This window comes from Sulfuricurvum sp., from assembly GCF_028712165.1.
Lineage (GTDB): Bacteria > Campylobacterota > Campylobacteria > Campylobacterales > Sulfurimonadaceae > Sulfuricurvum.
Genome location: NZ_JAQTQR010000021.1, coordinates 1 through 21,697 on the forward strand (window position 1 = coordinate 1; position 21,697 = coordinate 21,697).

Below are 21,697 nucleotides of genomic sequence, written 5' to 3' on the forward strand. Positions count from 1 at the left end.
CTGATGGCAGCACAGTTTCTTTTGGAACGGGGAGGCAAAATGTTTTTATGCAGCGGATATGATTTGAGTGATGTTAAAAGCTACCTGTTAGACGGTGTTCACAAAAGAGGTACCCTTTTCGTTTCAGAATCTTAAAAAAGGGAGAATTCCCTGCTGGTATCCCCACAGGTAATTGATACTTTTTATTTACTTTCTCACCGATATAATCGCTTTTATGATTAACGTACTAATGATTGAAGATGATATTGAACTGGCGCAGTTGTTGAAAACGCGCCTCCTAAAAGATGATATTGAGGTTACCGCAGCATCGACTCCGCTGGAAGGTTTAAGTCTGTTTCAAAAATGTTCTTTTGATTTGTTGGTACTCGATCTCTCCCTGCCGCAAATGGACGGAATAGAAATTTGCCGCCTGATCCGACAAGAGAGTGACGTTCCCATCATCATCTCATCCGCACGTTCCGATATACGGGATAAGATGATGGGATTTTCGCGCGGTGCCGATGATTATCTCCCAAAACCATATGACCCGCAAGAACTGATTTTTCGCATCGATGCCATTATGCGCCGTCTCCACCCTGCTATGGTTCAAAAAGCCACTCCGTTTATCGTTGATGATGAACGGCATGAAATCAGTAAAAACGGATCGATTTTACGGCTGACCCAAGCCGAATACGATATCGTTTCCTATATGATCAAAAAAGACCGCTACGCAATCTCACGAGAAGAGCTGCTGCTCAATATCGGATCGATTAAATACGAGAGCAGCCTAAAAAGTATCGATGTTATTATGGGACGTGTACGTCAGAAAATCGGTGATGATCCTAAAAATCCTCGATTTATTGTTTCTGTACGAGGGGTAGGATACAAATTTGTCAATGAATAAACACTCTATATTGAGGCTCATTAGTCTCTTTTTCCTTTTTATTTTTGCCCTTATCAATGCCCTATTTTGGATCGCACACCAGTATTTTCTTGAGCAGCATCAAGAAGAACAGCTGCGACGTTTTCTGCTCGCTGAAGGACTCATTCACCTCAGAAGCGGAAATTTTGACCATGAGTTACAACAGCTCATGATCCGGGTCTCATTCCATAGCCCTAATATACTCTTAAATGAGGGGACAACAGTTCGTACCCTCCCTTTCGGAAAAATGATCGAGTATCATCAAAAACACTATTTTGTTACAATCCCACCTCCAAAAATGCTGTTTGATCGAATGAATCACGAACACAAATATGAGCCTCATCCTATAGCGCATCGCGAGTTTAACCAAGTAGTTATTGAAGACTTGGCCCCGTATAGCACATTGCCGTTTTGGAGTATTATTATCCTTGTCGACCTGTTGATTCTCCTCTTTTTTGCCTATTTGGTCCGTAAACTGCTCCCTCTTCAGCGCCTTAAAGATGCAATTATCCATTTTAAAGAGGGCGATACCCATCTCAAAATGGCTATAAACGGACAGGATGAAATCGCCCAAATAACCCAAGAGTTCAATCTCGTACTTCAAAAAATCGCTTCGATGAAAGAGGCGCGGAGCTTGTTTTTGAGGAATGTTTTGCATGAGCTTAAAACACCGATCATGAAAGGCTCTTTGAGTGCAGATTGTCTCGATTCTTCTGAAGACAAAGAGAGACTCAAACGAATATTCAACCGAATGGATTATTTGTTAAACGAATTTTCCAAAATGGAGCAATTTAGCAGCGGAGAATGGTATCTCAATCTTCAGGAGTACCGCTTTGTTGATATTCTCGATCATACCTGCGATGTATTGTTGTGCGACAAAAAAGATATCACAGTCAAAGGGGAAGATTCCGCTCTCATCGTAAAAGTCGATTTTGAGTTATTTGCAATCGCGCTGAAAAATCTCCTCGACAACGCATTCAAATATTCCCGTTCCCGACCGACGCTTCTGATATTATCGCATTCGATAGAGCTATGCTCACTCGGCGAGCCATTGCCTGATGAGAACCGAACCTTTAGTAAACCCTTTAATCGCACATATGAAAGCTCTATGAACGGATTGGGGTTAGGTCTTTATATCACCAATGCGATCTTACTAAAGCATGGATTTAAACTCGAATATCACTACCTTGCTGGAATGAATTGTTTTAGGATTCGGTTACACTAATCAGATTAGTAAACTAAACTTTATATACTGAACAAATAATCGGCGATGATGCGGACGTTCGTCTCATCGTATGCTTTGTTCTGATAAAGCTCCGTGCTGCTGCTGTCATAATTGATCCGTGCGAGTCGTGTTCGAATACGAAACTCTTTACGCGGTTGATAGGTCGCATCAATGTTGTATTCGTCCGAATCGGGACGAGGATTGAGGGTAAGCGATGCAGAATTCGACTGTTTGCTATCGTTTTGATTGATACGCACGTATTTGGCGGAAACCTCAAAATTTGATAAAGGACGGTAAACTAGGATTGATCCGTAGGCTTTTGCAGCAGCGTTTTCACTCTCTCCGTCGATTTGGAGATCGGTGTAGGTGATAAACCCTCCCCACCCCATTTTCTCATATCGTCCACCTGTCCCCAGCAGGCTTTGATCGCCGATTTGAGTATACAGAGCGCTCAGACTCCACGCTCCTTTAGATACGGTGCCTCTAACTCCCAGTAAATACGTATTTGTTTCTCCCGCTGCATGCAATCCGATACTATTTTCACTCAAATACTGCAGTGCTCCTGAGAATGTTATTCCTTCGGATGATTTCCAAATCGAATTGTCAATAATCTGCACATACGGAGCGTTCATTACATCACGCACGTAGGTGTCGTACAGTTCGAGTTTAAAAGAAGGTTCAGGAGCATAGACCGCTCCCAAAACGGCAATATCACGATCGATTCCTAGAGTGTAGGTCGGGGAGCGGAACGTGTCATCAGCTTTATACTTCCAGCCCGTGATGTAGGAAGCTTTGAAAACAGTGTTTTTCATAGAGCGGTTCTCACTGTATAGCGCTTCAAAACTGTTGGGGAGCATACGGTTGTAATAGTCATTCGCCAGCGGCAGATCGAGACGCTGGCGTCCGAATTTAATCGATGTCTCCCCCGCTTTGTACTGTAGGTACGCTTCGCCAAGGGTATTAATGGAACTGCCATCAAGATTGAGATTATGGGTCTGCCCCGAATAAGGCATTCGCGTCACAGGTAATGCCCCATTACTCGAAAAGAAAGAGATTCCTCCATTTAACCCCGATATTGGCGCTGTTTGGTAGGAGAGTATTCCCCCCACGGTCAATGCTGTACGGTCGATTCTTAGATCGCGTTCTCCGTCATACCAAAAGGCTCGAAGTTGACCACTCACTTTTCCGTTTTTGAACACATCTTCAAGGTTGTCTGCACTACCAGAAACGCTCATTACAGCGAAAATCATCAATCTTACTAATTGTTGTGCAGCGTATTTTGATGAAGCCATATTGATCCTGACAGTAAATAAGTTTGCTATTTTACTGAATTATTGTTTTTTATAATAGCCCTATCAACGCCACCAACAACACCGGCGGTGTAATCACCAACCCTACTTTCATATATTCGCCCCATCCGATTTTGACCCCTTTTTGCGCCAAAACATGAAGCCATAACAAGGTAGCGAGCGAACCGATCGGTGTCATCTTTGGTCCGAGGTTACACCCGATGATGTTCGCATATGCCAATGCATGATTTCCCGCTTCGCCGATGGCGATATCCATCACCATAATGGTCGGCATGTTGTTCATTACCGAGCTGAGAAGTGCGGACAAAAAGCCTGTTCCGATGACAGCGTAGACATTTCCCATCGCCTGCATCTGTGTGATCAATCCGGCTAAATAGGTCGTCAATCCGCCATTTTTGAGACCGTAGACGACAACGTACAACCCGATACTAAACCACACAACCTGCCACGGTGCCGCTTTGATCGTCATGATCGGTTTGGTCGCTTTGAAATAGGTTGCGATAGCTAAAAATACCAATGCACCGCCGAGAGCGAATACCGATACGGGGAGATGATAATGGTCTCCGATGAAATACCCACCCATCAGCAGAGCCAAGAACCACCAGCTGAGACGAAACATCGTCATATTTTTAATCGCGGATTCCGGAGTCGCTAATTGGGTGATATCGATACGGGTCGGAATGTCTTTTCGAAAGTAGATCCATAATACGGAGATAGAAGCAATAATACTGAGCAGATTCGGCAGAAACATCGTTTTGGCATATTCCCAAAACCCGATATGGAAATACCCTGCCGTTACGATATTGGTAAGATTGCTGATGACCAACGGATTGCTGGCACTGTCGCCGATAAATCCACCCGCCATCAAAAAGGCAAAGACGGCAATAGGGTTCATCTTGAGATGTTTCATTTTGGCGAGTACGATCGGAGTGAGGATCAGTGCCGCGCCGTCGTTGGCGAACAATGCCGATACGAGTGCACCGAGAATGAGGATATAAACAAACATCAGATGACCGTTACCGCCACTCAAACGGGCCATTTTCAGAGCTGCCCACTCGAAAAAACCGATCTCATCGAGCACCATCGAGAGCAAAATAATCCCGATAAATGCCAGTGTCGCATCCCAGACGATAGAGGTGACCGTCCAAACATCGGCGATACTCACAACCCCCAAAACTACGGCTGCGATGGCACCGATAACAGCAGTTGTACCGATCTGCAGCCCTCGTGGCTGCCATATGACAAAAATGAGCGTTGCTAAAAAAAGCCCTATGGCAGTGATCATGAAATTTCCTTTTTTATTTAATCCGCTAAAAATGCTTTAACGTTTTCTTCGATCGAATCACGGACAGCACGAACCTGTTCCATGATCTCCTCATCGCTTCCGACAAATGTGGATGGGTCTTTCAAACTCCAATGCTCGTTTTTCATCACACCCGGGAATACGGGACATTGTTCCGCTACTGTCTCATCACAAACCGATATGACATGGGTAAAGTGGTGCCCTTCTTTATAGAGTTCAAAAATACATTTGGTTTGATTATTCGAAAGATCAAATCCTTTTTCCGCCATAGCACGAACAACATACGGATTCAGTTCGCCCGGTTCGATTCCCGCACTTTCGGCGCTCTCATCTTCATGCGCATATTTATTAAAAAAGGCTTCGGCCATTTGACCTCGCGCACTGTTATGGCTGCAAACAAACAATATTCTTAACACTCAATTACCCTTATGTATATTTTGACGGTATGGTAGCGTATTTTAGAATATATATCAATATATCTTGATATATTATTTTTATTTTGTTACACTGTCACAAATCGGAGGTATACTATGGATGTTTTTTTGGAAACTGTGTCGGCGCTCAATGATGAAACCCGCATCAAGCTTCTCGCATTTTTAGATATACACGGAGCGTCATGCGTCTGTGATCTGCAAGAGAGTTTCGGGATGATCCAATCTCGCCTCTCACGTCACCTCAAAATCCTCAAAGACGGAGGATTTTTACGGGTAGAACGGTGCGGAACATGGGCGTATTACTCTATTCGTAGCCCGTTGGATCGTTTCCGAAGCGAAGCGCTCGCCGAAATCCGCTGTCTGGGAATCGAACTCCCTCCACTGGTCAAATTATCTCAAAACGAAGGTTGTACTCTATGAAAAATGTTTTAATCCTCTGCACCGGCAACAGCTGCCGATCTATCATGGGCGAAGCACTGATCAACGCTAAAATGGGCGAGTGTGTCTTTGCTCAAAGTTCCGGAGTGAAAGCCAGCGGTACAGTTAACCCTCACGCTAAGGCACTTCTGGAAGAAAAAGGGTACTGGAGAGACTCGTATCATTCCAAAGTGATCGATACCGTCATCAATACCCCTTTTGATCTTGTCGTTACCGTATGCGATCACGCCCATGAGACCTGTCCGATGTTCCCAAAAGCGGTCAAGACGATCCATGTCGCATTCGAAGACCCGAGCGGAAAAGAAATAGAAGAGTATGCAAAAACACTCGATCTTATCGAAGCGACACTCTTACCGATCATTCAGGCGGAGCTCTGCGGCTGATGTGGCAGGAATTCAGCGGGACGATCATCCTTCAATGGCTCGGATTTTCCGGAAAACTCGGTGAGGCACTCCATTTTTTCCTCTATGACACGATCAAAATATGGTTCTTGCTCCTGTCAATCATCTTCGCCGTTTCGTTTTTACGAACATGGTTCAATACTGAAAAAGTGCGTGCCTATCTGGCGGGAAAACGTGAATTTACGGGAAATATCCTCGCGGCGCTGTTTGGGATCATCACCCCGTTTTGCACCTGCTCGGCAATACCGCTGTTTTTAGGATTTTTGCAGGCGCGTATCCCGATCGGTGTGACGTTCAGTTTTCTTATCAGCGCTCCGCTGAACAATGAGATCGCTATCGCAATGCTCTTTGGATTATTTGGATGGAAAATCACCGCAATCTATATCGGATTCGGTCTTTTTGTCGCCATTTTGGGAGGATGGGTCATCGGACGCTTTAATGTCGAAAAATACGTTCTAATTTCGGTACCGCCTCTATCAGGAGATATTGAAATACCGACGTATCGTCCCAAATTTAGTGAACGTTTAAACGATGCATGGGGCAATACCAGAGATATTTTCCATAAAATCTATCTGTGGGTCATGGTCGGTGTCGGTGTCGGTGCATGGTTCCACGGTTATGTCCCTGCAGAATTTATCGCGCAGTATGCCGGCGGCAGCGCATGGTATACGGTTCCAGTAGCTGTGTTAATGGGAATACCGATGTATTCATCCGCCGCAGGGGTCATGCCTTTGGTTGAAGTATTGACCCAGAAAGGGATGCTGCTGGGTTCGGCACTGTCATTTATGATGGCGGTCACCGCCCTCTCGCTCCCCGAAGCGATTATTCTCAAACAGATTCTCCATATCCGTCTTATCGCCCTCTTTTTTGCTATCATAACTGCAGGAATCATGGGAATAGGCTTTATCTTTAACACCATTTTATAGGAATTAATATGAAAATAGAAATACTCGGTACAGGCTGTTCAAAATGCAACGAACTGGAGATGAAAGTCAAACAGGCAGTGGCGCAGAGCGGTATATTCGTCCAAATCGAAAAAGTCTCTGACTTACAAAAAATCATGGGTTATGGTGTCATGAGTACACCCGGACTGGTCATTGACGGAAAAGTCGTCAGTACCGGAAAAGTATTAAGCGTTAATGAGATTGTAGAGCTGATCAAAGCACATTAGATGGAAAGTTTTTTATTAGGACTTCTTGATACGCACGGAGCTTTAGTATTCGTCGGAGCATTCAGTGTCGGAGCCCTAACCTCACTTGCACCTTGTTCCATCATCTCTGTCCCGCTGCTGGTGGGAAGCGCGTTGGGTATGAGTTCGCATCTCACTCCCCGCGAACGGGTAACGTTTACCTATCTCTTCTCCTTGCTGTTTGCATTCGGCGTGACGGTGAGTTTTTCGATTTTGGCATACATGGTGGCGAAAATGGGGTATTTTTTCTCCATCGCACCGCTGGAAGCGTATATTGCTGGGGCGATTGCGGCTATTACGATCGGTCTGTATTCTCTGGGGATACTCCCTGAGGTTATCGATAAATCGCGCTGGATGAGCCGCCTCATCACCCTGCGCTATGTGGGGGCATTTTTGATTGGGATGCTTTTTGGTCTCGTCTCTACCCCATGTGCCTCGGCTCCGCTGGTGGCCATCATCACGGTAGCTTCCAATGCCCCCGATTGGTACGCGTATGCCCTTGTCCTCACCTTCGCACTGGGGCATTCGCTCTTGCTGCTGGCAGCGGGGGTATCGGTGGGATTTGCCCAAAGTGTAGCCTCCAGCTCCAAAATAGCGTTGATCACAGGATGGATCACCAAATTCTTCTCCTTCGCCCTGATCGCTATCGGCGTCTATTTTTTCACCCTTGCCTACGAGCAATTTTAAAGGATTATCATGTTTAAATTCATTTCACTACTTACCCTTTGTGCATCGTTGTTCTCTGCCGAACTGCAACCGCGCCCGTATGCCCTAGTTTTGCAAGAGATAGGCAAAGGGCAAACGGTTATGGTCGAAACGGGTTCTACCAAATGCAGTGCCTGCAAAGAGATGGGAGAACTGCTTTACCGTGAAATGGAACTTAACCCCAAACGTAAGATCTTTTTTGTAAACGTCGGTGAAGAGCGTAGCGCGGCGCGTGCCATGAAAATCCAGATGATCCCAACACAGATCGTCTATGATTGGCAGGGCCGTGAAATCGACCGTCATATCGGCGGGTTTACAACAGAGGCTCTAAAACAGTTTTTAGCCAAGCATAAAATCTAAGAAAAATAGAAATCATTATTTTTAACTCTGTGATTATTTGTTGATAGTATTATGTTATAATTATTCTAAAAAGCAGTGATACAAATGCATGAATAAAAATTATAAATTCTATTTTCTGAGCTATTTCATTATCTTTGGGATATTCATCACTATCCTAAGTTCTCTTATCAGTTACAAAATTCATATGATCGATATAGAGGGTTCTGTAAAAAAATACGCCCAAGAAGTCTCCCTCAGCAGAAAAAATTATATTATAAAACCCCACATCGATCAAATGGATGATATTGTCATCTCGATTGCCAATGACAAAACCTTGAGAGATTTTATCAAGTCAGGGAGCTCAATCAAAAAACATGAACTTCAAAATCTCTTTTTAACTCTGACGAACTCTGATAAATCAATCATGCAGACACGCTTTATCGATGCAAGCGGAAAAGAGGTTATCAGAATCAATCGGGACAATGGACAGAGTCTTCCCTATATTGTCAAAGAATCTGATCTTCAAAATAAAAGCGGCCGAGACTATTTTCAAACTGTCAGCAAGATGAACACATCAACAATATGGCACTCAAAACTCGACCTGAATATCGAAAACGGGAAGATAGAGGTACCGTATCGTCCCACTATCCGTATTGCCGTTCCCCTTTTTATTGATAAAAAATTTGCAGGAATGGTCATCTGTAACATGCTTTCCAGCGAATTATTCACATCTGTAGAAAATTCTACCTCTTTTGATCTTTTTATCATCGACAAAGAGGGAAACTATATTCTCCATCCCAACAATAAATATTCATGGAACAAATATACCGGAACCAAGAGGGAACTTTATGAAGATTTTCCTGAAGATGCATCCTCCATCCTTGCAGGGAGAGCATCCGGTGCTAAGTTTTTTGCCTACCCGTTGAATTCTATTTTGAACAATGACGATAAAGCAATTTTAATACTGAAACCAAAAGCGAATATGATCGATTCATTAAAGAGCAGCAATAGGACTGCAACGATCATTGTTGCACTGTTAAGTCTGATGATCAGTATCCCTTTGGCAATATACGCTGCACGTTCACCGATTAAACTTCAACGTGCTTTGCAAAACTCCAATAGTGAACTCAAACGTTTTTCGGATATTATTGATCAATATGTGATCAGTACCACCACTAAAACAAGTGGAATCATCACCAGTATCAGCACCGCATTTGCCAATATTAGCGGCTTCTCCAAAGAAGAGATGATCGGAGAAAAGATGAATCTCATCCGTCATCCCAATACTCCCAAAACAGTGTTCCAAGATTTGTGGAACACTATTTTAAAGGGAAACCAATGGGAAGGTGAGATTCAAAACAGAGCAAAAAACGGTGAGGCTTATTGGCTCGAACAGCGAATCGTTCCAATCAAAGATGAAAACGGTTCGATCACCTCTTTTATGTCGGTAGGAACGGATCACACTGCAAAAAAAGAGCTGGAAGCCCTCGCAATGGTCGATAAATTAACCCATCTCTATAACAGAAGAAAAATGGACGAATGCCTCTATATCGAAGTAGAAAAATCGAAACGCTACAACAAAGCTCTATCCCTCATTATGATCGATATTGATTATTTCAAAAAAGTCAATGACACCTATGGGCATCAAACAGGAGATGCCGTTTTACAAGAAGTTGCTGAACTCATCAGCAATAATACACGGAAAATCGATTGTTGTGCACGATACGGCGGTGAAGAGTTCCTCATCATGTGCCCTGAAACATCAAAAGAAGGGGCTATGACACTTGCTGAGCAAATCAGACATACTATTGAAAATTACACCTTTGATACGGTTAAGCACCTTACCATCAGCTTGGGTGTTTCCACATACGATAACAATGATGAAATGATGACATTGATCAAAAAATGCGATGAAGCTTTGTACACGGCAAAACATCAGGGAAGAAACAGGGTAGTATTTCATGCATAACACGTAATAGAGGAGATATTTGTTGTTTTTTAAACGATAGACTTTTACAATCTATTTCCTAGGCCTTTATACAATGCAGACCCAAACATTTGTTGACCGTGTCCCCCATATACTTTTTTTGTATTGGGTCATCAAAATCGCTTCTACCACTCTGGGCGAGACGGGTGCCGATATGTTCTCCATGACCTATGACATCGGATACGGCAATACAATCGTTCTCTTTATGGGGCTGTTTGTCATTCTCTTATCGATTAAACTCAGGGTGAAGCGGTATGAACCCATCATCTATTGGCTGACGTTTACCGCAACCGCTATCGCCGGAACGGCTATTTCGGATTTTATCGACCGTACACTCGGACTGGGTTATACCATGGGTTCTCTTCTCCTCGTATCTCTTTTAATCCTCATTCTATGGGGATGGTATATCAAAGAAAAAAGTATCAGTGTAGAATGCATAACCACTACCGGAGCTGAAATTTTTTACTGGATGGCATTTTTGGTCGCCAATACGCTGGGGACTGCAGCAGGTGATTTTTTAGCCGATGAGTTGGGGATGGGATTCGCTCAAAGTGCCATGCTGATCAGCACCATACTGGCTCTCATCGCTTTGCTTCATTACCAGAGCACTGTATCGAAAGTTCTGCTGTTTTGGCTCGCATTTGTATTAACACGCCCTTTTGGAGCGACATTCGGCGATCTGTTGACCAAAACCCATGAGCAAGGGGACTCGACCTCGGGACAATCGGCTCATCGGTGTTTTTCATGATCGTTCTCATCATAGCCGTAAGAGCAGAAGTGAAACGAGAACGTGAGATTAGATACTGTTAATGCACGCCCATCATTTTTTTGATTTCATCAGGTTTATCGTGGATACCGAAGCGGTCAATAATCGTCTGAGTCGCTTCATTATGACCGATCACTTCGACCGTTTTGCCCATATTGCGCAGTTTGATTACCGCTTTATCGAGTGCATACACCGCTGATATATCCCAGAAATGTGCACCGGTTACATCGATCACGATATGTTTCACCTCTTCTTTATAATCAAAGGCATCGGCAAAACGATCAGCTGAGTTAAAGAAAATCTGCCCGAAAAATTTATAAATTCGGGTATTGCTCGTCTCTTCAAACGATTTTTCCCAATACATCAAATGGCTTATTTTGTTCGCAAAAAAGAGTGAAGCCAGGAGAACTCCCGTAAAAACACCCAGTGCCAGATTATGGGTTCCTACCACTACAAAAACGGTACTCAGCATGACGATATTGGTTGAAAGAGGGAGCGTTACCAGCCCTTTGATCGATGCCCAGTTAAAAGTACCGATCGAAACCATGATCATCACTGCTACCAGTGCCGCCATCGGAATGATTTTGATCAGATCGCTCATAAAAACGACCATGATCAGAAGCAATACCCCTGCTATCAGGGTTGAGAGACGTCCCCGACCTCCCGATTTGATGTTAATGACGGATTGTCCGATCATCCCGCATCCGGCCATTCCGCCGATACATCCCGTAGCGATATTGGCGATCCCCTGCCCTTTGGCCTCACGGTTTTTGTCGCTGTCCGTATCGGTCATATCATCCACGATCGTTGCCGTCATAAACGATTCCAAAAGACCTACTGCCGCCAATGCCGCCGAATAAGGAAGAATGATCGATAATGTCTCAAAATTGAACGGAACCTGCGGCCACAGAAAGAGCGGAAGAGTATCAGGCAATGCTCCCATATCTCCTACCGTATGGACATCGATTCCCATGTAAAAAACAACGAGTGTCAAGACGACAATATTCACCAGCGGCGATGGGATCATTTGACCGACTTTTGGTATATACGGAAAAAGATAAATAATCGCAAGCCCTGCCGCCGTCAGTGCATAAACATGCCATGTGACATGGGTGAGTTCAGGCAGCTGCGCCATAAAAATCAAAATCGCCAATGCATTTACAAACCCGATCACAACCGTTCGGGAGACAAAACTCATAAGCGAGCCGAGTTTTAAATACCCTGCCGCCACCTGAAGTACACCCGTCAAAATCGTCGCAGCAAGAAGATACTGCAAGCCGTGATCCCTGACAAGCGTCACCATCAGCAGTGCCATCGCACCCGTAGCCGCAGAAATCATCCCCGCACGTCCTCCGACAAAGGCGATTACCGCCGCAATACAAAATGAGGCATAAAGCCCCACTTTCGGATCAACCCCGGCGATAATCGAAAAAGCGATCGATTCGGGAATAAGGGCCAGAGCAACGACGATACCGGCGAGAATATCCCCGCGAATATTGCCGAACCACTCTTGTTTGCTTGACATCAATAACATTCAAATCCTTGTGACAATTACAAAAACTCACTAAAAAAGGGGAGGAGAAAAGAGAATTTGCAGATTTAGATGTAGAAATTCTAACCAAAACGACCTAAACTCGGGGTAAAATTGAAAAATCATCCTTCTTTAGTGCCCATTTTGGTTTTGAAGTGATAGAATAAATTAATAAGAGAGTAAATTCAACACAATAGAGAGAAGAATGAGGTTTTTCCTGCTTTTAGTTTTGCCGTGTCTTATCTACGGAGGAGAACGGTTGGCATTTTCAGGAGCTACGACCATTCAACCGATCATAGAATATATTGCTCCATATTATGCCATTAAAAATGGTTATACCCTTTCAATCGAAGGTGGCGGTAGCGATCAAGGGATCAAAAACGTACTCTCCGGTAAAAGTGATATTGGTATGGTGAACCGTCCGCTTACAAACGAAGAAAAAGCTTCTTTGGACTATACCACTATCGGATATGATGCAACAGCATTCATCGTCCATAAAAGCAATCCGGTAAATGGCATAACTCGAGGACAATTGATTGATATCTACAAAGGAAAAATCACCAATTGGAGTCAGATTGGAGGAAACAATCGACCTATCATTCTCATATCGAAAAAGCCAGATCGCGGAACTATGCGGATCATTGAAGAGGAAACAGGGCTTTTTCATCCGTCTAATCCAAAAAACAATGATGAAACAAAAAAAATTTCTCGTAAAACATGGGACTCAGGATCCAATAACGATGCGATCGTATGGGTCGGCGGATTGTTTGATGCAATCGGATTTGTCTCATCCGGAAGTGCCGTCAGAAGTATTCAAGACGGTATGCCGATCAAAATTCTTGCATATGAAGGTGTAATGCCTAGCGAACAAACCATTTTCTCTAAACGTTATCCTATAGTACGAGAACTAAATATTATTTACACCAAAAACAATCCGAAAGCAAAAAAATTTGCATCGTTTATCCTCTCCGAAACAGGGCAACAGGCAGTCTCCCATACAAACTATATCCGGATAGATCATGGAAAATAAAAACTTTATTTTCAAGCTGATAGTTGCCAATGCCCTTATTATTGTAGTGGTTTTTGGGACATTCTATACCGTTTTTAACTTTTTAAATTTTCAGCTAGCAAAGAACACTCTGCAACGCCAAAATATGACATCTTTCATTCATTCATGCGACCATGTTTCTGTTAATCTTTACCAATCAGCCATGTTAAACAATTCTGATTATCTCACAGAAGCGGCACTGTCATCCAATAATGCTTTGAATTATCTACAGAGTCTCTCTAACAGCGGGTTCGATACCCGTTCACTCACAGAAAACTATTACGATTTTTTTCGCCAGACGGTTTTGACAACCTCTTTGGTTCTTGAGCACCGGCTGGATGAAGGGCATATAGCTGATCATATAAGCCACAAGAAATATCAAACTCTACACACGGCATTCTTATCGATGCGACAAAAAATCAATGAAGAACAAGAACGTATCATCATGGCAATAAATACATTGATGGGGTTCTCTGCCATCTTGCTTGTTATTATTATTATTGCCAATATAATGATTCTTTTCCGCTCTTTCAAATCGATACGGGCCAAAGAGAATGAACGTTCTGAAATGATTGCCGCTTTGGGAGACGGTGTATACGGAATCAATTCAAATGGAATCTGTACTTTTATCAACCGATCCGCACTGGATATGCTCGGATTTTTAGAAGAGGAAGTAATTGGAGTAAATCAACACCGTTTATTTCATCATCATCGATCCGATGGAACGATCTATCCGGAAGAAGATTGTCCGATACATCTCACTGAAATGGATCGTAAAATACGTCATTCTGAAGAGATGTTTATCCGAAAAGATGGGACATTATTTCCCGTCAGTTTAACGGTTGCTCCATTAGGGACAGATAGATCCATTGTCGTATTTCAGGACATTACTGTGCAAAAAGAAGAACAGGCGATATTGGATGGATTTGCAAACTACGATACGCTTACTGCATTGCCCAATAGAAGACTTTTTACCATTTTGGCAGATCAAGTAATTGCCCAAGCTAATCGGGACAATAAAATGATTTCAATCGGATTTTTGGATTTGGACGGGTTTAAACAAGTCAACGATACCTATGGACATGATGTTGGAGACATCCTTTTACAAGAGGTGGCAAAACGATTTAAATCAACACTACGCCAATCCGATATTATAGCCCGGTTCGGAGGAGATGAATTTGTCGTCCTTCTCACATCGATTGATACAAAAAATGAGGCAGAACTATCCTTTAAACGGCTTATTGACCAAGTCTCTGAGCCAATCGTTCTGCATTCTTTTGAGATAAAAGTTGGGGTGAGTATTGGTTATACACTGTATCCGCAAGACAGTGGTGATATTGACTTGCTGGTTCGGCATGCGGATATTGCAATGTATGATGCGAAACAATCCGGTAAAGGTCGGATTCGACGATATCAGAATCAAGAGATCATCTAAATGCAACTGTGATGGCATAAGCATATGAAAATAAAATCACTCAACCGTAATATTATTGCCCTTGGGGCAAACAGTTTCTTCACCGACTTCTCTACCGAAATGATCCTCCCGCTGCTCCCCATTTTTTTGGAACGTTTTTTACACGCGACCAAAAGCGAAATCGGCTTGATCGAGGGGATGGCGGAGTTTGGAGTCGCGATGCTGATAGCACTCTCAGGCTTTTATTCTGATCGCCTCGGTAAGCGAAAAGGGATCACCGTATTCGGGTACGGAATGTCCAACCTCATCAAACCGCTCGCATTTTTTGCCCAAAGCGCCACTATGATTGCCATGATCCGTATTGGTGACCGTTTGGCCAAAGGGGTCCGTGTTGCTCCGAGAGATGCCCTTATCAGTGCTTATACCCCTAAAGAGATCAGCGGATTCGTCTTCGGATTTCACAAAATGATGGATGGTGCCGGGGCACTCGCAGGCTCACTCACCGCTTTTGGCGTATTATGGTTCTGGGGAGAGAGTGAATCGTCCTTTCGCACTGTTTTTGCCATCAGTTTGATACCCGGTCTCGTATCCATGATGATCCTCATTTTTTTGGTTACCGATGTCCCCTTTACCCCTGCTTCGATCCGCCGATTCCGCCCGGAAGCACTTCCTGCACCGTTTTACTATCTGGTAGGATGTCAGAGCCTTTTTAGTCTTTTTGCCATGAATTACTCGTTTATGCTCCTCAAGGCAGAAAGCAACGGTGTCGCTCTGGTTATGATCCCCCTCGCCTATGCACTCTACAATCTCACCCAATCGGCGTTTGCCATACCGATCGGAAAAGCAGCCGATCGTTTCGGCAAACCGGCATTGCTCTCCTTTATCTACTTGGCTTTTGGGTTGGGGGCGCTTGCCATGGCTTCCGGTTCGATCTGGGGCGTTTGGTTCGGATTCGCTATATACGGTTTTTTTGCCGGAGGGTTTAATGCACTGGCCAAAGCGATTATCTCCGATACCGCACCGCAGGAGCTCAAAGCAACCGCATACGGCGTCTATTATACGGCCGTGGGTATTATGACGCTCACCTCGCTAACCTGTGCCGGATGGCTTTGGGATCATTATGGAAGCACCCTCGTATTTTCGATAGCATCGATCGCAGCACTTATACTGTCAGGGATTTTATTTGCGATACGAAACCGATTTAAAATGTGACCCTTTTATCCGTTTTTCATAATTAATTGAGAGACCATCTGACTCATGACATCATTTTCAATTATTATGTTGGTAATACCGAGTTCGGATATGATGTTTTTTTCATGTTGAGTATGCACTTTTACAATAATTTTTGAACTTTCAATAAACTGCTGTATTGTTTGACACACATGATAAAGTTTGGCTGGGTTGTCTATGGCGACTATGACATACTTCGCCAATTGTATATTTGCTTTTTTTAACACCTCTTTTTTCAATACATTCCCGAAAATGGCCGGTTCCCCCATTTTCTGTATTGTATGGTACGTATTGATATTATTCTCAATAGCCAGATAAAATTCCCCTTTTTCTTTAAGTGCCAAAGCGACATTACGACCAAATTCTCCAAATCCCAGAATAACGGTGTGATCTTTCAATGTATCCGAATCTATAGGATAATCGGTTTGATCATCCTCCTGTTTTAAGAACGTATCCGTCAAGGGAGTTAAATACTTCAAAATGAGCGGAGTTATAATCATGGATAAAACGATCGTCGCAATCAATATTTGACCGTACGGCGGGACAATAAGTTCATTTGAACGTGCCAACTCCAAAATTGCCAATGAGAACTCCCCGATCTGTACAAGACTGAGAGCGGTTTTCAGACTTACTCTTTTACTTTCGTTAATTCGGATTAATCCATAAATGATGATGAACTTCAACACCATAACAGCCAACAGCAACATCATAATAATATGCAGTTTCGAAATCAAAAGGAAAAAATCGATTTGCATCCCGACGGTGATAAAAAAGATACCGAGCAGCAGGTCTCTAAAAGGTATCAAATCTGCTTCCGCCTGATGTTTGTATCTTGTTTCGGCGATTAGCATACCTGCAATAAAAGCACCCAATGAATACGAAAATCCGAAGAAATGGGCAATATAGGATGCCCCTATCGCCAAGAACAGAACACTTCCGACAAAAAGCTCATCCGAATTTGTTTTGAGAATCTGGGTTAGAAAAGGCTCCAGTATATACTTTCCGAATATCCACAAAAATGCCAATAATGCCGCTGCACTGATCACCATATTTTGCAGTGCCGAAGAGATATCATTCGTACTGCTGCTCATAAAACCGATAATAAGCAAAATAGGGATAACGGCAATATCCTGCATAATCAATATTCCGAGTGATCTCTGCCCATGCCTGCGGTTTATCTCGCCGCTTTCATTGAGCAGTTTGAGTACGATAGCAGTTGACGAGAGAGCTATAACAAGTGAGATAATGATGGAAGATCGAAGCTCTATATGTGCACTATAATAGGTGAGTAAAAACACTACCGAAGATGTCAGAAAAATTTGGAGTGTACCGGTGATGAATACCTCATATTTCATTCGCTTTAAATGCGCCAATGAAAATTCCAATCCGATAGTAAACATCAAAAAGACAACACCGAATTCGGCTATTTCTTTTAATTCGTAATTACGTACGGCATCATGCAAATCAAATAGATAGGCGATGATCGTTCCGGTAAAAATATATCCGATGATAGTGGGTAAATAAATTTTTCTGAGAAAAATATTCGTCAATAAGGACAATAAGAGTGTTGTTACGATAATACTTAACACACTTTTACCGCTCCTTTATATTTTGATTGATTGTAACGCAAAAGGCTTAAAGAGTATCACCGCACCTAGTTCTCAGAACAATCGCCCTATTTTTCGAAAACCGATCCAATACATCACTCCTCCCACCGCGATAACACCGAGAAAATAAGGCCACAGATCGATCCACTCCGTTCCGCGATAAAAAATACTCTCACTCCCTTCGATGTAATAACGCAAAGGGGAGATAAAGGATACATACTGCAATACCGGATGCATGGCATAGATGGGTGTCCATGCACCGCTCAAAAAGATCAGCGGCATCATAATGACGATAGAGAGCTGTGCGACCTGCATCACATCACGGGCGATCGCCGCGATAAACAGACCGATTCCCGAACCGGCAAAAACAAAGAAAAAGCTCAACAGTAAAAAAGCACTGAGCGAACCGTTCACCGGTACATTGAATATCCCCAATACGACGAATCCCAAAGAGATCACAATACCGGTCATTACAACGATGATCTGCGAAAACGATTTAGCCAGAATGATAACCTTCGGATTCACAGGCATAAGGAGCATTAAATCCCATGTTCCCTGCTCTTTTTCACGCACAAAGACCACCGCGGTCAGTATAATAGAGAGCATGGTTATAATAGAAAGCAATTCGGTAAGTGCCATAAAGGTATGGTTGTCGGCATTTTGATTGAATAGTTTGTGAGTAACGATATCGACGGGAATATTTATTTTTGAGATATCCAAAATGATATGCTGCAGGTAGTTTAGTGTGGTATAGGCCTGGGATGCCGCTGTAGCATCCATCAATATATCGAGTTGTGCCCTTTTGTTTTGTCGCCATTTTTTTTCAAAATCTTCATCAAAGACGATTCCGACAATGATCTCCTTATCGAAAATCGCTCGGCTGAGTTCACTTTGACTGTTAAATCGGCGCGGTGCAAGAAATTCGGGGCCGTGCAAATGGGTCAGAATCTTTTGGCTCAACCCCCCTGCTGTACCGTCTACATACCCTACGGCTACGTTTCGGGGATTGATCTCGATTCCGCTTCCCGCGATGTATACCTCGACGCTGAACATATACAACACGACCAATACAAGCTGCCATGAGCGTATAAAACCGATTAGCTCTTTTCCGACGATTGACCAGAATATACGGATCATTTGATCTCCTTACGCAGCCATAGAGCCCCGAGACCCAGCAAAATCACCCCATACAATGCTAAAATCACTAAATAGAGCTGGGTTTTCTCTGACGCGAGACCTTCACCGACCAAAAAAACATCGTAGAGGATATGGTTGTAATACATCACCGGAAAAACATGGGCTTCATAACGTGACATCCCGACCATCGAGGATATCGGCATGATGATACCCGAATACATAAATCCCGGAATAATCGTTACCATAACGGTCAATACTACGGCGACAATCTGGGTTTTGGTTATAACTGAAATCAAAATTCCAATCGAAATACTGACGAGAATATAAAATTCAGAAGCCACCCAATAAAGCCAGAAACTCCCCCGAAACGGAACTTCAAAAAGATACAGAGCCCACAATAAAAGGATAAAAATATTAAGCGAATGGAGTAAAAAAACCGGTATAAGTTTGGCGGCTATAAACTCCGCTTTTGTAAGAGGAGAGGCATAAAAATTAAAAATTGTCCCCCTCTCTTTCTCTTTAACGATGAGCAGTGCGGCAATAATTGCCGGGGCGACGAGCAAAACCAATCCGATCAGCCCTGGGACAATCGCGTCTTCATCCCGCATAGCTTGATTAAAGAGAGTTCGCTGATTGATCACGATTGAGCCATTCGTCGCATTGGGAATCAAACCTGACGCCGCATTGAGGATCACCCCCTGCACATAGCTCTCCATCGTCGAACCGCGGCTCGGAAATGCCGCATCGACATAGATACCGATTTGTGTCGTTTGACCTTTCAAAAGGCGTTTTTCAAAGGCTGCCGGGATAATAATAATCGCATCGCTTTGAGCTTGTTTAATCTTTCTCAGCGCCTCGCCTTCATCCATAAAGGTTGTTGTCGCATCAAAATATTTGGAGTGTTCAAATTTACTCGTCAACAGATTGGAGAGATGGCTTTGATCGTTATCGATAATCGCGATCCTCGCATGAGTTACCTCCATCCGTATCCCATATCCGAACAACAGCAAAAGCATCGTCGGCAAAAGATAGACCATGATGATCAAACGAGAACGTACAAGTTCGTTCATTTCTTTTAGGATATAAGCTTTGAGTATCCCTATTCTCATCGGTAATACTCCAAAAAGATCTCTTCAAACGTTTGTGCATTCGGGTGCGCCGTATAGAGGTTGGCAATCGTGTCGTCTGCAACTTTTTGCCCCTCACGCATGAGGACAATCCGATCGCAAAATTCCGCTTCGCTCATATAGTGTGTTGTAATCAAAATCGCAATTTTCCATTTCTCTTTCAAGGCCACCAACAACTGCCAAAACTGAGCACGCGCTATCGCATCGACCCCCGATGTCGGCTCATCCAAAAACAATATGACCGGTTCATGCAGCAGTGCGGCGGCAAGCGAAAATCGCTGATTTATCCCCAAAGGAAGTTCAGTAGGGATAGCATCCATATACTCCTCAAATCCGAGCTCTGCCGCATAACGAGCGATTCGTTTTATCGCTGTATCCATCGGTATTTGGTGCATTAAAGCAAAATAGAGGAGATTTTCTCGTACCGTCATATCGTTATAGAGGGCAAAATGCTGAGAGACATACCCAATGGAACTTTTAAGTGCCTGACGATCTTTGGCGGTTTCAATCCGTTTTCCCAGCAAACTCAACTCTCCCCCGTCAATCGATAAAAGCCCCAAGAGCATTTTGATAAAAGTCGTTTTTCCGGCTCCGTTGGCACCCAGCAATCCCAAGATCTCACCCCGATTAAGTCGGATATCAACATGCTCATTGGCAATAAAATCGCCAAAGACCTTCGTCAATCCAATAGCTTCCATTACAACCGAAGCAAAAGAGCTGTCTCCGTCACGAGGTGTAATTTCGACGGGTGGGAGAAGACGGTTTTTTTGAAGTGCGTTGACAAAAAACAGCGCTTCCAGCGTCGGGGAGATGTGTTCAGCCTCAAGAGGCTCCAGCGAATAGGTCGTATCCAAAGTACTCATCGAATGAAGATTCGCAGAAGGGGTTAATACATACGTCATCTCCCGCACCGATTCAATCAACTCTTTCGCACTCCCCTGTGCGATGATCTCTCCGCTATCAAACAGCAATACCCGATCCATTTGCGCCGCTTCTTGCATATACGCTGTACTCACCAGAACAATGGTCCCCTCATCACGGCGTATCTGATCGAGAATTTTCCATAACTCAATCCGACTCAGAGGATCGACACCCGTAGTCGGTTCATCCAAAATCAGCAATTTCGGACGATGAAGAAGCGTACAAATCAGTGAGAGTTTCTGCATCATCCCGCCGCTCAGGTTTCCGGCTCTTCGGTCAACAAATTTATCCAAACCTGCCATACGAAGCAGCCTGCTTTTGTACTCATTGAAGCGATCATCCTGAGTGATATTCCGAATATTGGCAAAAAACCTGAGATGTTCACCGACTGTGAGCAGATCATACAGAACCAATCCTATCCCCTGAGGCATAAGTCCTATCTGAGATTTTAGCTTTTCGGCTTCGGAAGGTGAATGGTAAACACTGTTTTGAAACGTAATTTGCCCCTCAAATCGGATGACTCCCGCAATAGCATGGATCAATGAACTCTTTCCGGCACCATCAGCACCGATAAAGCCGATTATCTCACCTTCATTAACGTTTAGAGTGGCTTCTTTGATCGCAATACGTTTGTTATGAGTGACACTTACCCTATCAATCTTCAGCATTCCCATCATTTGCATC

The 21,697-nt window shown here is 43.6% G+C and carries 21 protein-coding genes; 13 read left to right on the forward strand and 8 right to left on the reverse strand.

Annotation, left to right across the window (positions count from 1 at the left end; translation table 11 throughout):
• Positions 1–214: 214 nt before the first annotated feature.
• Both PHP90_RS05365 and PHP90_RS05370 read left to right on the forward strand, forming a co-directional pair.
• Positions 215–883, forward strand: a complete 669-nt coding sequence (locus PHP90_RS05365) for a response regulator transcription factor (RefSeq protein WP_299926415.1) — start codon at positions 215–217, stop codon at positions 881–883.
• Positions 876–2,126: an ArsS family sensor histidine kinase gene (locus PHP90_RS05370; RefSeq protein ID WP_299926419.1), complete on the forward strand. Its 1,251-nt coding sequence runs from the start codon at positions 876–878 to the stop codon at positions 2,124–2,126. Before PHP90_RS05365 ends, PHP90_RS05370 begins: the two co-directional genes overlap by 8 nt.
• 20 nt (positions 2,127–2,146) lie before the next feature.
• Here PHP90_RS05370 and PHP90_RS05375 read toward each other — a convergent pair whose 3' ends face one another.
• The 3 genes from PHP90_RS05375 to PHP90_RS05385 are packed head-to-tail and all read right to left on the reverse strand — an operon-like array spanning position 2,147 to position 5,155.
• Complete coding sequence (locus tag PHP90_RS05375) at positions 2,147–3,418, reverse strand: OprD family outer membrane porin (protein ID WP_299926422.1); 1,272 nt, start codon at positions 3,416–3,418, stop codon at positions 2,147–2,149.
• 49 nt (positions 3,419–3,467) lie between these two features.
• The gene (locus PHP90_RS05380) at positions 3,468–4,721 is read right to left on the reverse strand and encodes an arsenic transporter (RefSeq protein ID WP_299926425.1); all 1,254 of its coding nucleotides are present in this window, start codon (positions 4,719–4,721) and stop codon (positions 3,468–3,470) included.
• Between the two features lie 17 nt (positions 4,722–4,738).
• Entirely contained in the window at positions 4,739–5,155 is a 417-nt protein-coding gene (locus tag PHP90_RS05385; RefSeq protein WP_299926428.1) for an arsenate reductase ArsC, read from the reverse strand.
• Positions 5,156–5,269: 114 nt separating this feature from the next.
• Between PHP90_RS05385 and PHP90_RS05390 the strand changes: the two genes are divergently transcribed.
• The 8 genes from PHP90_RS05390 (at position 5,270) to PHP90_RS05425 (ending at position 10,980) form a co-directional block, all read left to right on the forward strand.
• On the forward strand, positions 5,270–5,593 hold the full coding sequence (locus tag PHP90_RS05390; RefSeq protein ID WP_299926431.1) for a metalloregulator ArsR/SmtB family transcription factor: 324 nt from the start codon (positions 5,270–5,272) through the stop codon (positions 5,591–5,593).
• Positions 5,590–5,994, forward strand: a complete 405-nt coding sequence (locus PHP90_RS05395) for an arsenate reductase ArsC (protein WP_299926433.1) — start codon at positions 5,590–5,592, stop codon at positions 5,992–5,994. The genes PHP90_RS05390 and PHP90_RS05395 overlap by 4 nt, the downstream gene beginning before the upstream one ends.
• The gene (locus PHP90_RS05400; RefSeq protein ID WP_299926436.1) at positions 5,994–6,938 is read left to right on the forward strand and encodes a permease; all 945 of its coding nucleotides are present in this window, start codon (positions 5,994–5,996) and stop codon (positions 6,936–6,938) included. The genes PHP90_RS05395 and PHP90_RS05400 overlap by 1 nt, the downstream gene beginning before the upstream one ends.
• Positions 6,939–6,946: 8 nt before the next feature.
• A complete protein-coding gene (locus tag PHP90_RS05405; RefSeq protein ID WP_299926438.1) occupies positions 6,947–7,183 on the forward strand; it encodes a thioredoxin family protein in 237 nt (78 codons plus the stop codon).
• Entirely contained in the window at positions 7,184–7,888 is a 705-nt protein-coding gene (locus PHP90_RS05410) for a cytochrome c biogenesis protein CcdA (RefSeq protein ID WP_299926444.1), read from the forward strand. It abuts the gene before it with no gap.
• 9 nt (positions 7,889–7,897) lie between these two features.
• Complete coding sequence (locus tag PHP90_RS05415; RefSeq protein WP_299926446.1) at positions 7,898–8,266, forward strand: thioredoxin family protein; 369 nt, start codon at positions 7,898–7,900, stop codon at positions 8,264–8,266.
• A gap of 184 nt (positions 8,267–8,450) precedes the next feature.
• Positions 8,451–10,214 (forward strand): diguanylate cyclase, encoded by a 1,764-nt coding sequence (locus PHP90_RS05420; protein ID WP_299926449.1) that lies wholly within the window; start codon positions 8,451–8,453, stop codon positions 10,212–10,214.
• 73 nt (positions 10,215–10,287) lie between these two features.
• Positions 10,288–10,980, forward strand: coding sequence for a hypothetical protein (locus tag PHP90_RS05425; RefSeq protein ID WP_299926452.1), 693 nt, complete (start codon positions 10,288–10,290; stop codon positions 10,978–10,980).
• 58 nt (positions 10,981–11,038) lie between these two features.
• On the opposite strand, the gene PHP90_RS05430 is transcribed toward PHP90_RS05425, so the two are convergent.
• Positions 11,039–12,532 (reverse strand): SulP family inorganic anion transporter, encoded by a 1,494-nt coding sequence (locus PHP90_RS05430; protein ID WP_299926455.1) that lies wholly within the window; start codon positions 12,530–12,532, stop codon positions 11,039–11,041.
• Positions 12,533–12,734: 202 nt separating this feature from the next.
• On the opposite strand from PHP90_RS05430, the gene PHP90_RS05435 reads away from it, so the two are divergent.
• From PHP90_RS05435 to PHP90_RS05445, 3 genes are read left to right on the forward strand one after another with little or no spacing between them, the layout of a single operon-like run.
• Complete coding sequence (locus PHP90_RS05435) at positions 12,735–13,559, forward strand: phosphate ABC transporter substrate-binding protein (protein ID WP_299926458.1); 825 nt, start codon at positions 12,735–12,737, stop codon at positions 13,557–13,559.
• Entirely contained in the window at positions 13,549–15,012 is a 1,464-nt protein-coding gene (locus tag PHP90_RS05440; RefSeq protein ID WP_299926461.1) for a sensor domain-containing diguanylate cyclase, read from the forward strand. Before PHP90_RS05435 ends, PHP90_RS05440 begins: the two co-directional genes overlap by 11 nt.
• A gap of 24 nt (positions 15,013–15,036) precedes the next feature.
• A complete protein-coding gene (locus tag PHP90_RS05445) occupies positions 15,037–16,203 on the forward strand; it encodes an MFS transporter (RefSeq protein WP_299926464.1) in 1,167 nt (388 codons plus the stop codon).
• 5 nt (positions 16,204–16,208) lie between these two features.
• On the opposite strand, the gene PHP90_RS05450 is transcribed toward PHP90_RS05445, so the two are convergent.
• The 4 genes from PHP90_RS05450 to PHP90_RS05465 all read right to left on the reverse strand — a co-directional run bounded on the left by PHP90_RS05450 (position 16,209) and on the right by PHP90_RS05465 (position 21,690).
• Positions 16,209–17,810 carry a cation:proton antiporter gene (locus PHP90_RS05450; RefSeq protein WP_299926467.1) on the reverse strand — a complete coding sequence of 534 codons (1,602 nt, stop codon included), beginning with the start codon at positions 17,808–17,810 and terminating at the stop codon, positions 16,209–16,211.
• 72 nt (positions 17,811–17,882) lie between these two features.
• Entirely contained in the window at positions 17,883–18,965 is a 1,083-nt protein-coding gene (locus tag PHP90_RS05455) for an ABC transporter permease (RefSeq protein WP_299926470.1), read from the reverse strand.
• Complete coding sequence (locus tag PHP90_RS05460) at positions 18,962–20,074, reverse strand: ABC transporter permease (protein WP_299926473.1); 1,113 nt, start codon at positions 20,072–20,074, stop codon at positions 18,962–18,964. The genes PHP90_RS05455 and PHP90_RS05460 overlap by 4 nt, the downstream gene beginning before the upstream one ends.
• On the reverse strand, positions 20,071–21,690 hold the full coding sequence (locus PHP90_RS05465) for an ATP-binding cassette domain-containing protein (RefSeq protein ID WP_299926474.1): 1,620 nt from the start codon (positions 21,688–21,690) through the stop codon (positions 20,071–20,073). The genes PHP90_RS05460 and PHP90_RS05465 overlap by 4 nt, the downstream gene beginning before the upstream one ends.
• Between the last annotated feature and the right edge of the window lie 7 nt (positions 21,691–21,697).

Coding starts and splice junctions, on each gene's coding strand:
- PHP90_RS05405 (WP_299926438.1), top strand. CDS start 6,947: ATGAAAATAGAAATACTCGGTACAGGCTGTTCAAAATGCAACGAACTG.
- PHP90_RS05435 (WP_299926458.1), top strand. CDS start 12,735: ATGAGGTTTTTCCTGCTTTTAGTTTTGCCGTGTCTTATCTACGGAGGA.
- PHP90_RS05395 (WP_299926433.1), top strand. CDS start 5,590: ATGAAAAATGTTTTAATCCTCTGCACCGGCAACAGCTGCCGATCTATC.
- PHP90_RS05410 (WP_299926444.1), top strand. CDS start 7,184: ATGGAAAGTTTTTTATTAGGACTTCTTGATACGCACGGAGCTTTAGTA.
- PHP90_RS05425 (WP_299926452.1), top strand. CDS start 10,288: ATGCAGACCCAAACATTTGTTGACCGTGTCCCCCATATACTTTTTTTG.
- PHP90_RS05455 (WP_299926470.1), bottom strand. CDS start 18,965: ATGATCCGTATATTCTGGTCAATCGTCGGAAAAGAGCTAATCGGTTTT.
- PHP90_RS05440 (WP_299926461.1), top strand. CDS start 13,549: ATGGAAAATAAAAACTTTATTTTCAAGCTGATAGTTGCCAATGCCCTT.
- PHP90_RS05380 (WP_299926425.1), bottom strand. CDS start 4,721: ATGATCACTGCCATAGGGCTTTTTTTAGCAACGCTCATTTTTGTCATA.
- PHP90_RS05445 (WP_299926464.1), top strand. CDS start 15,037: ATGAAAATAAAATCACTCAACCGTAATATTATTGCCCTTGGGGCAAAC.
- PHP90_RS05370 (WP_299926419.1), top strand. CDS start 876: ATGAATAAACACTCTATATTGAGGCTCATTAGTCTCTTTTTCCTTTTT.
- PHP90_RS05415 (WP_299926446.1), top strand. CDS start 7,898: ATGTTTAAATTCATTTCACTACTTACCCTTTGTGCATCGTTGTTCTCT.
- PHP90_RS05460 (WP_299926473.1), bottom strand. CDS start 20,074: ATGAGAATAGGGATACTCAAAGCTTATATCCTAAAAGAAATGAACGAA.
- PHP90_RS05465 (WP_299926474.1), bottom strand. CDS start 21,690: ATGATGGGAATGCTGAAGATTGATAGGGTAAGTGTCACTCATAACAAA.
- PHP90_RS05430 (WP_299926455.1), bottom strand. CDS start 12,532: ATGTTATTGATGTCAAGCAAACAAGAGTGGTTCGGCAATATTCGCGGG.
- PHP90_RS05390 (WP_299926431.1), top strand. CDS start 5,270: ATGGATGTTTTTTTGGAAACTGTGTCGGCGCTCAATGATGAAACCCGC.
- PHP90_RS05400 (WP_299926436.1), top strand. CDS start 5,994: ATGTGGCAGGAATTCAGCGGGACGATCATCCTTCAATGGCTCGGATTT.
- PHP90_RS05420 (WP_299926449.1), top strand. CDS start 8,451: ATGATCGATATAGAGGGTTCTGTAAAAAAATACGCCCAAGAAGTCTCC.
- PHP90_RS05375 (WP_299926422.1), bottom strand. CDS start 3,418: ATGGCTTCATCAAAATACGCTGCACAACAATTAGTAAGATTGATGATT.
- PHP90_RS05365 (WP_299926415.1), top strand. CDS start 215: ATGATTAACGTACTAATGATTGAAGATGATATTGAACTGGCGCAGTTG.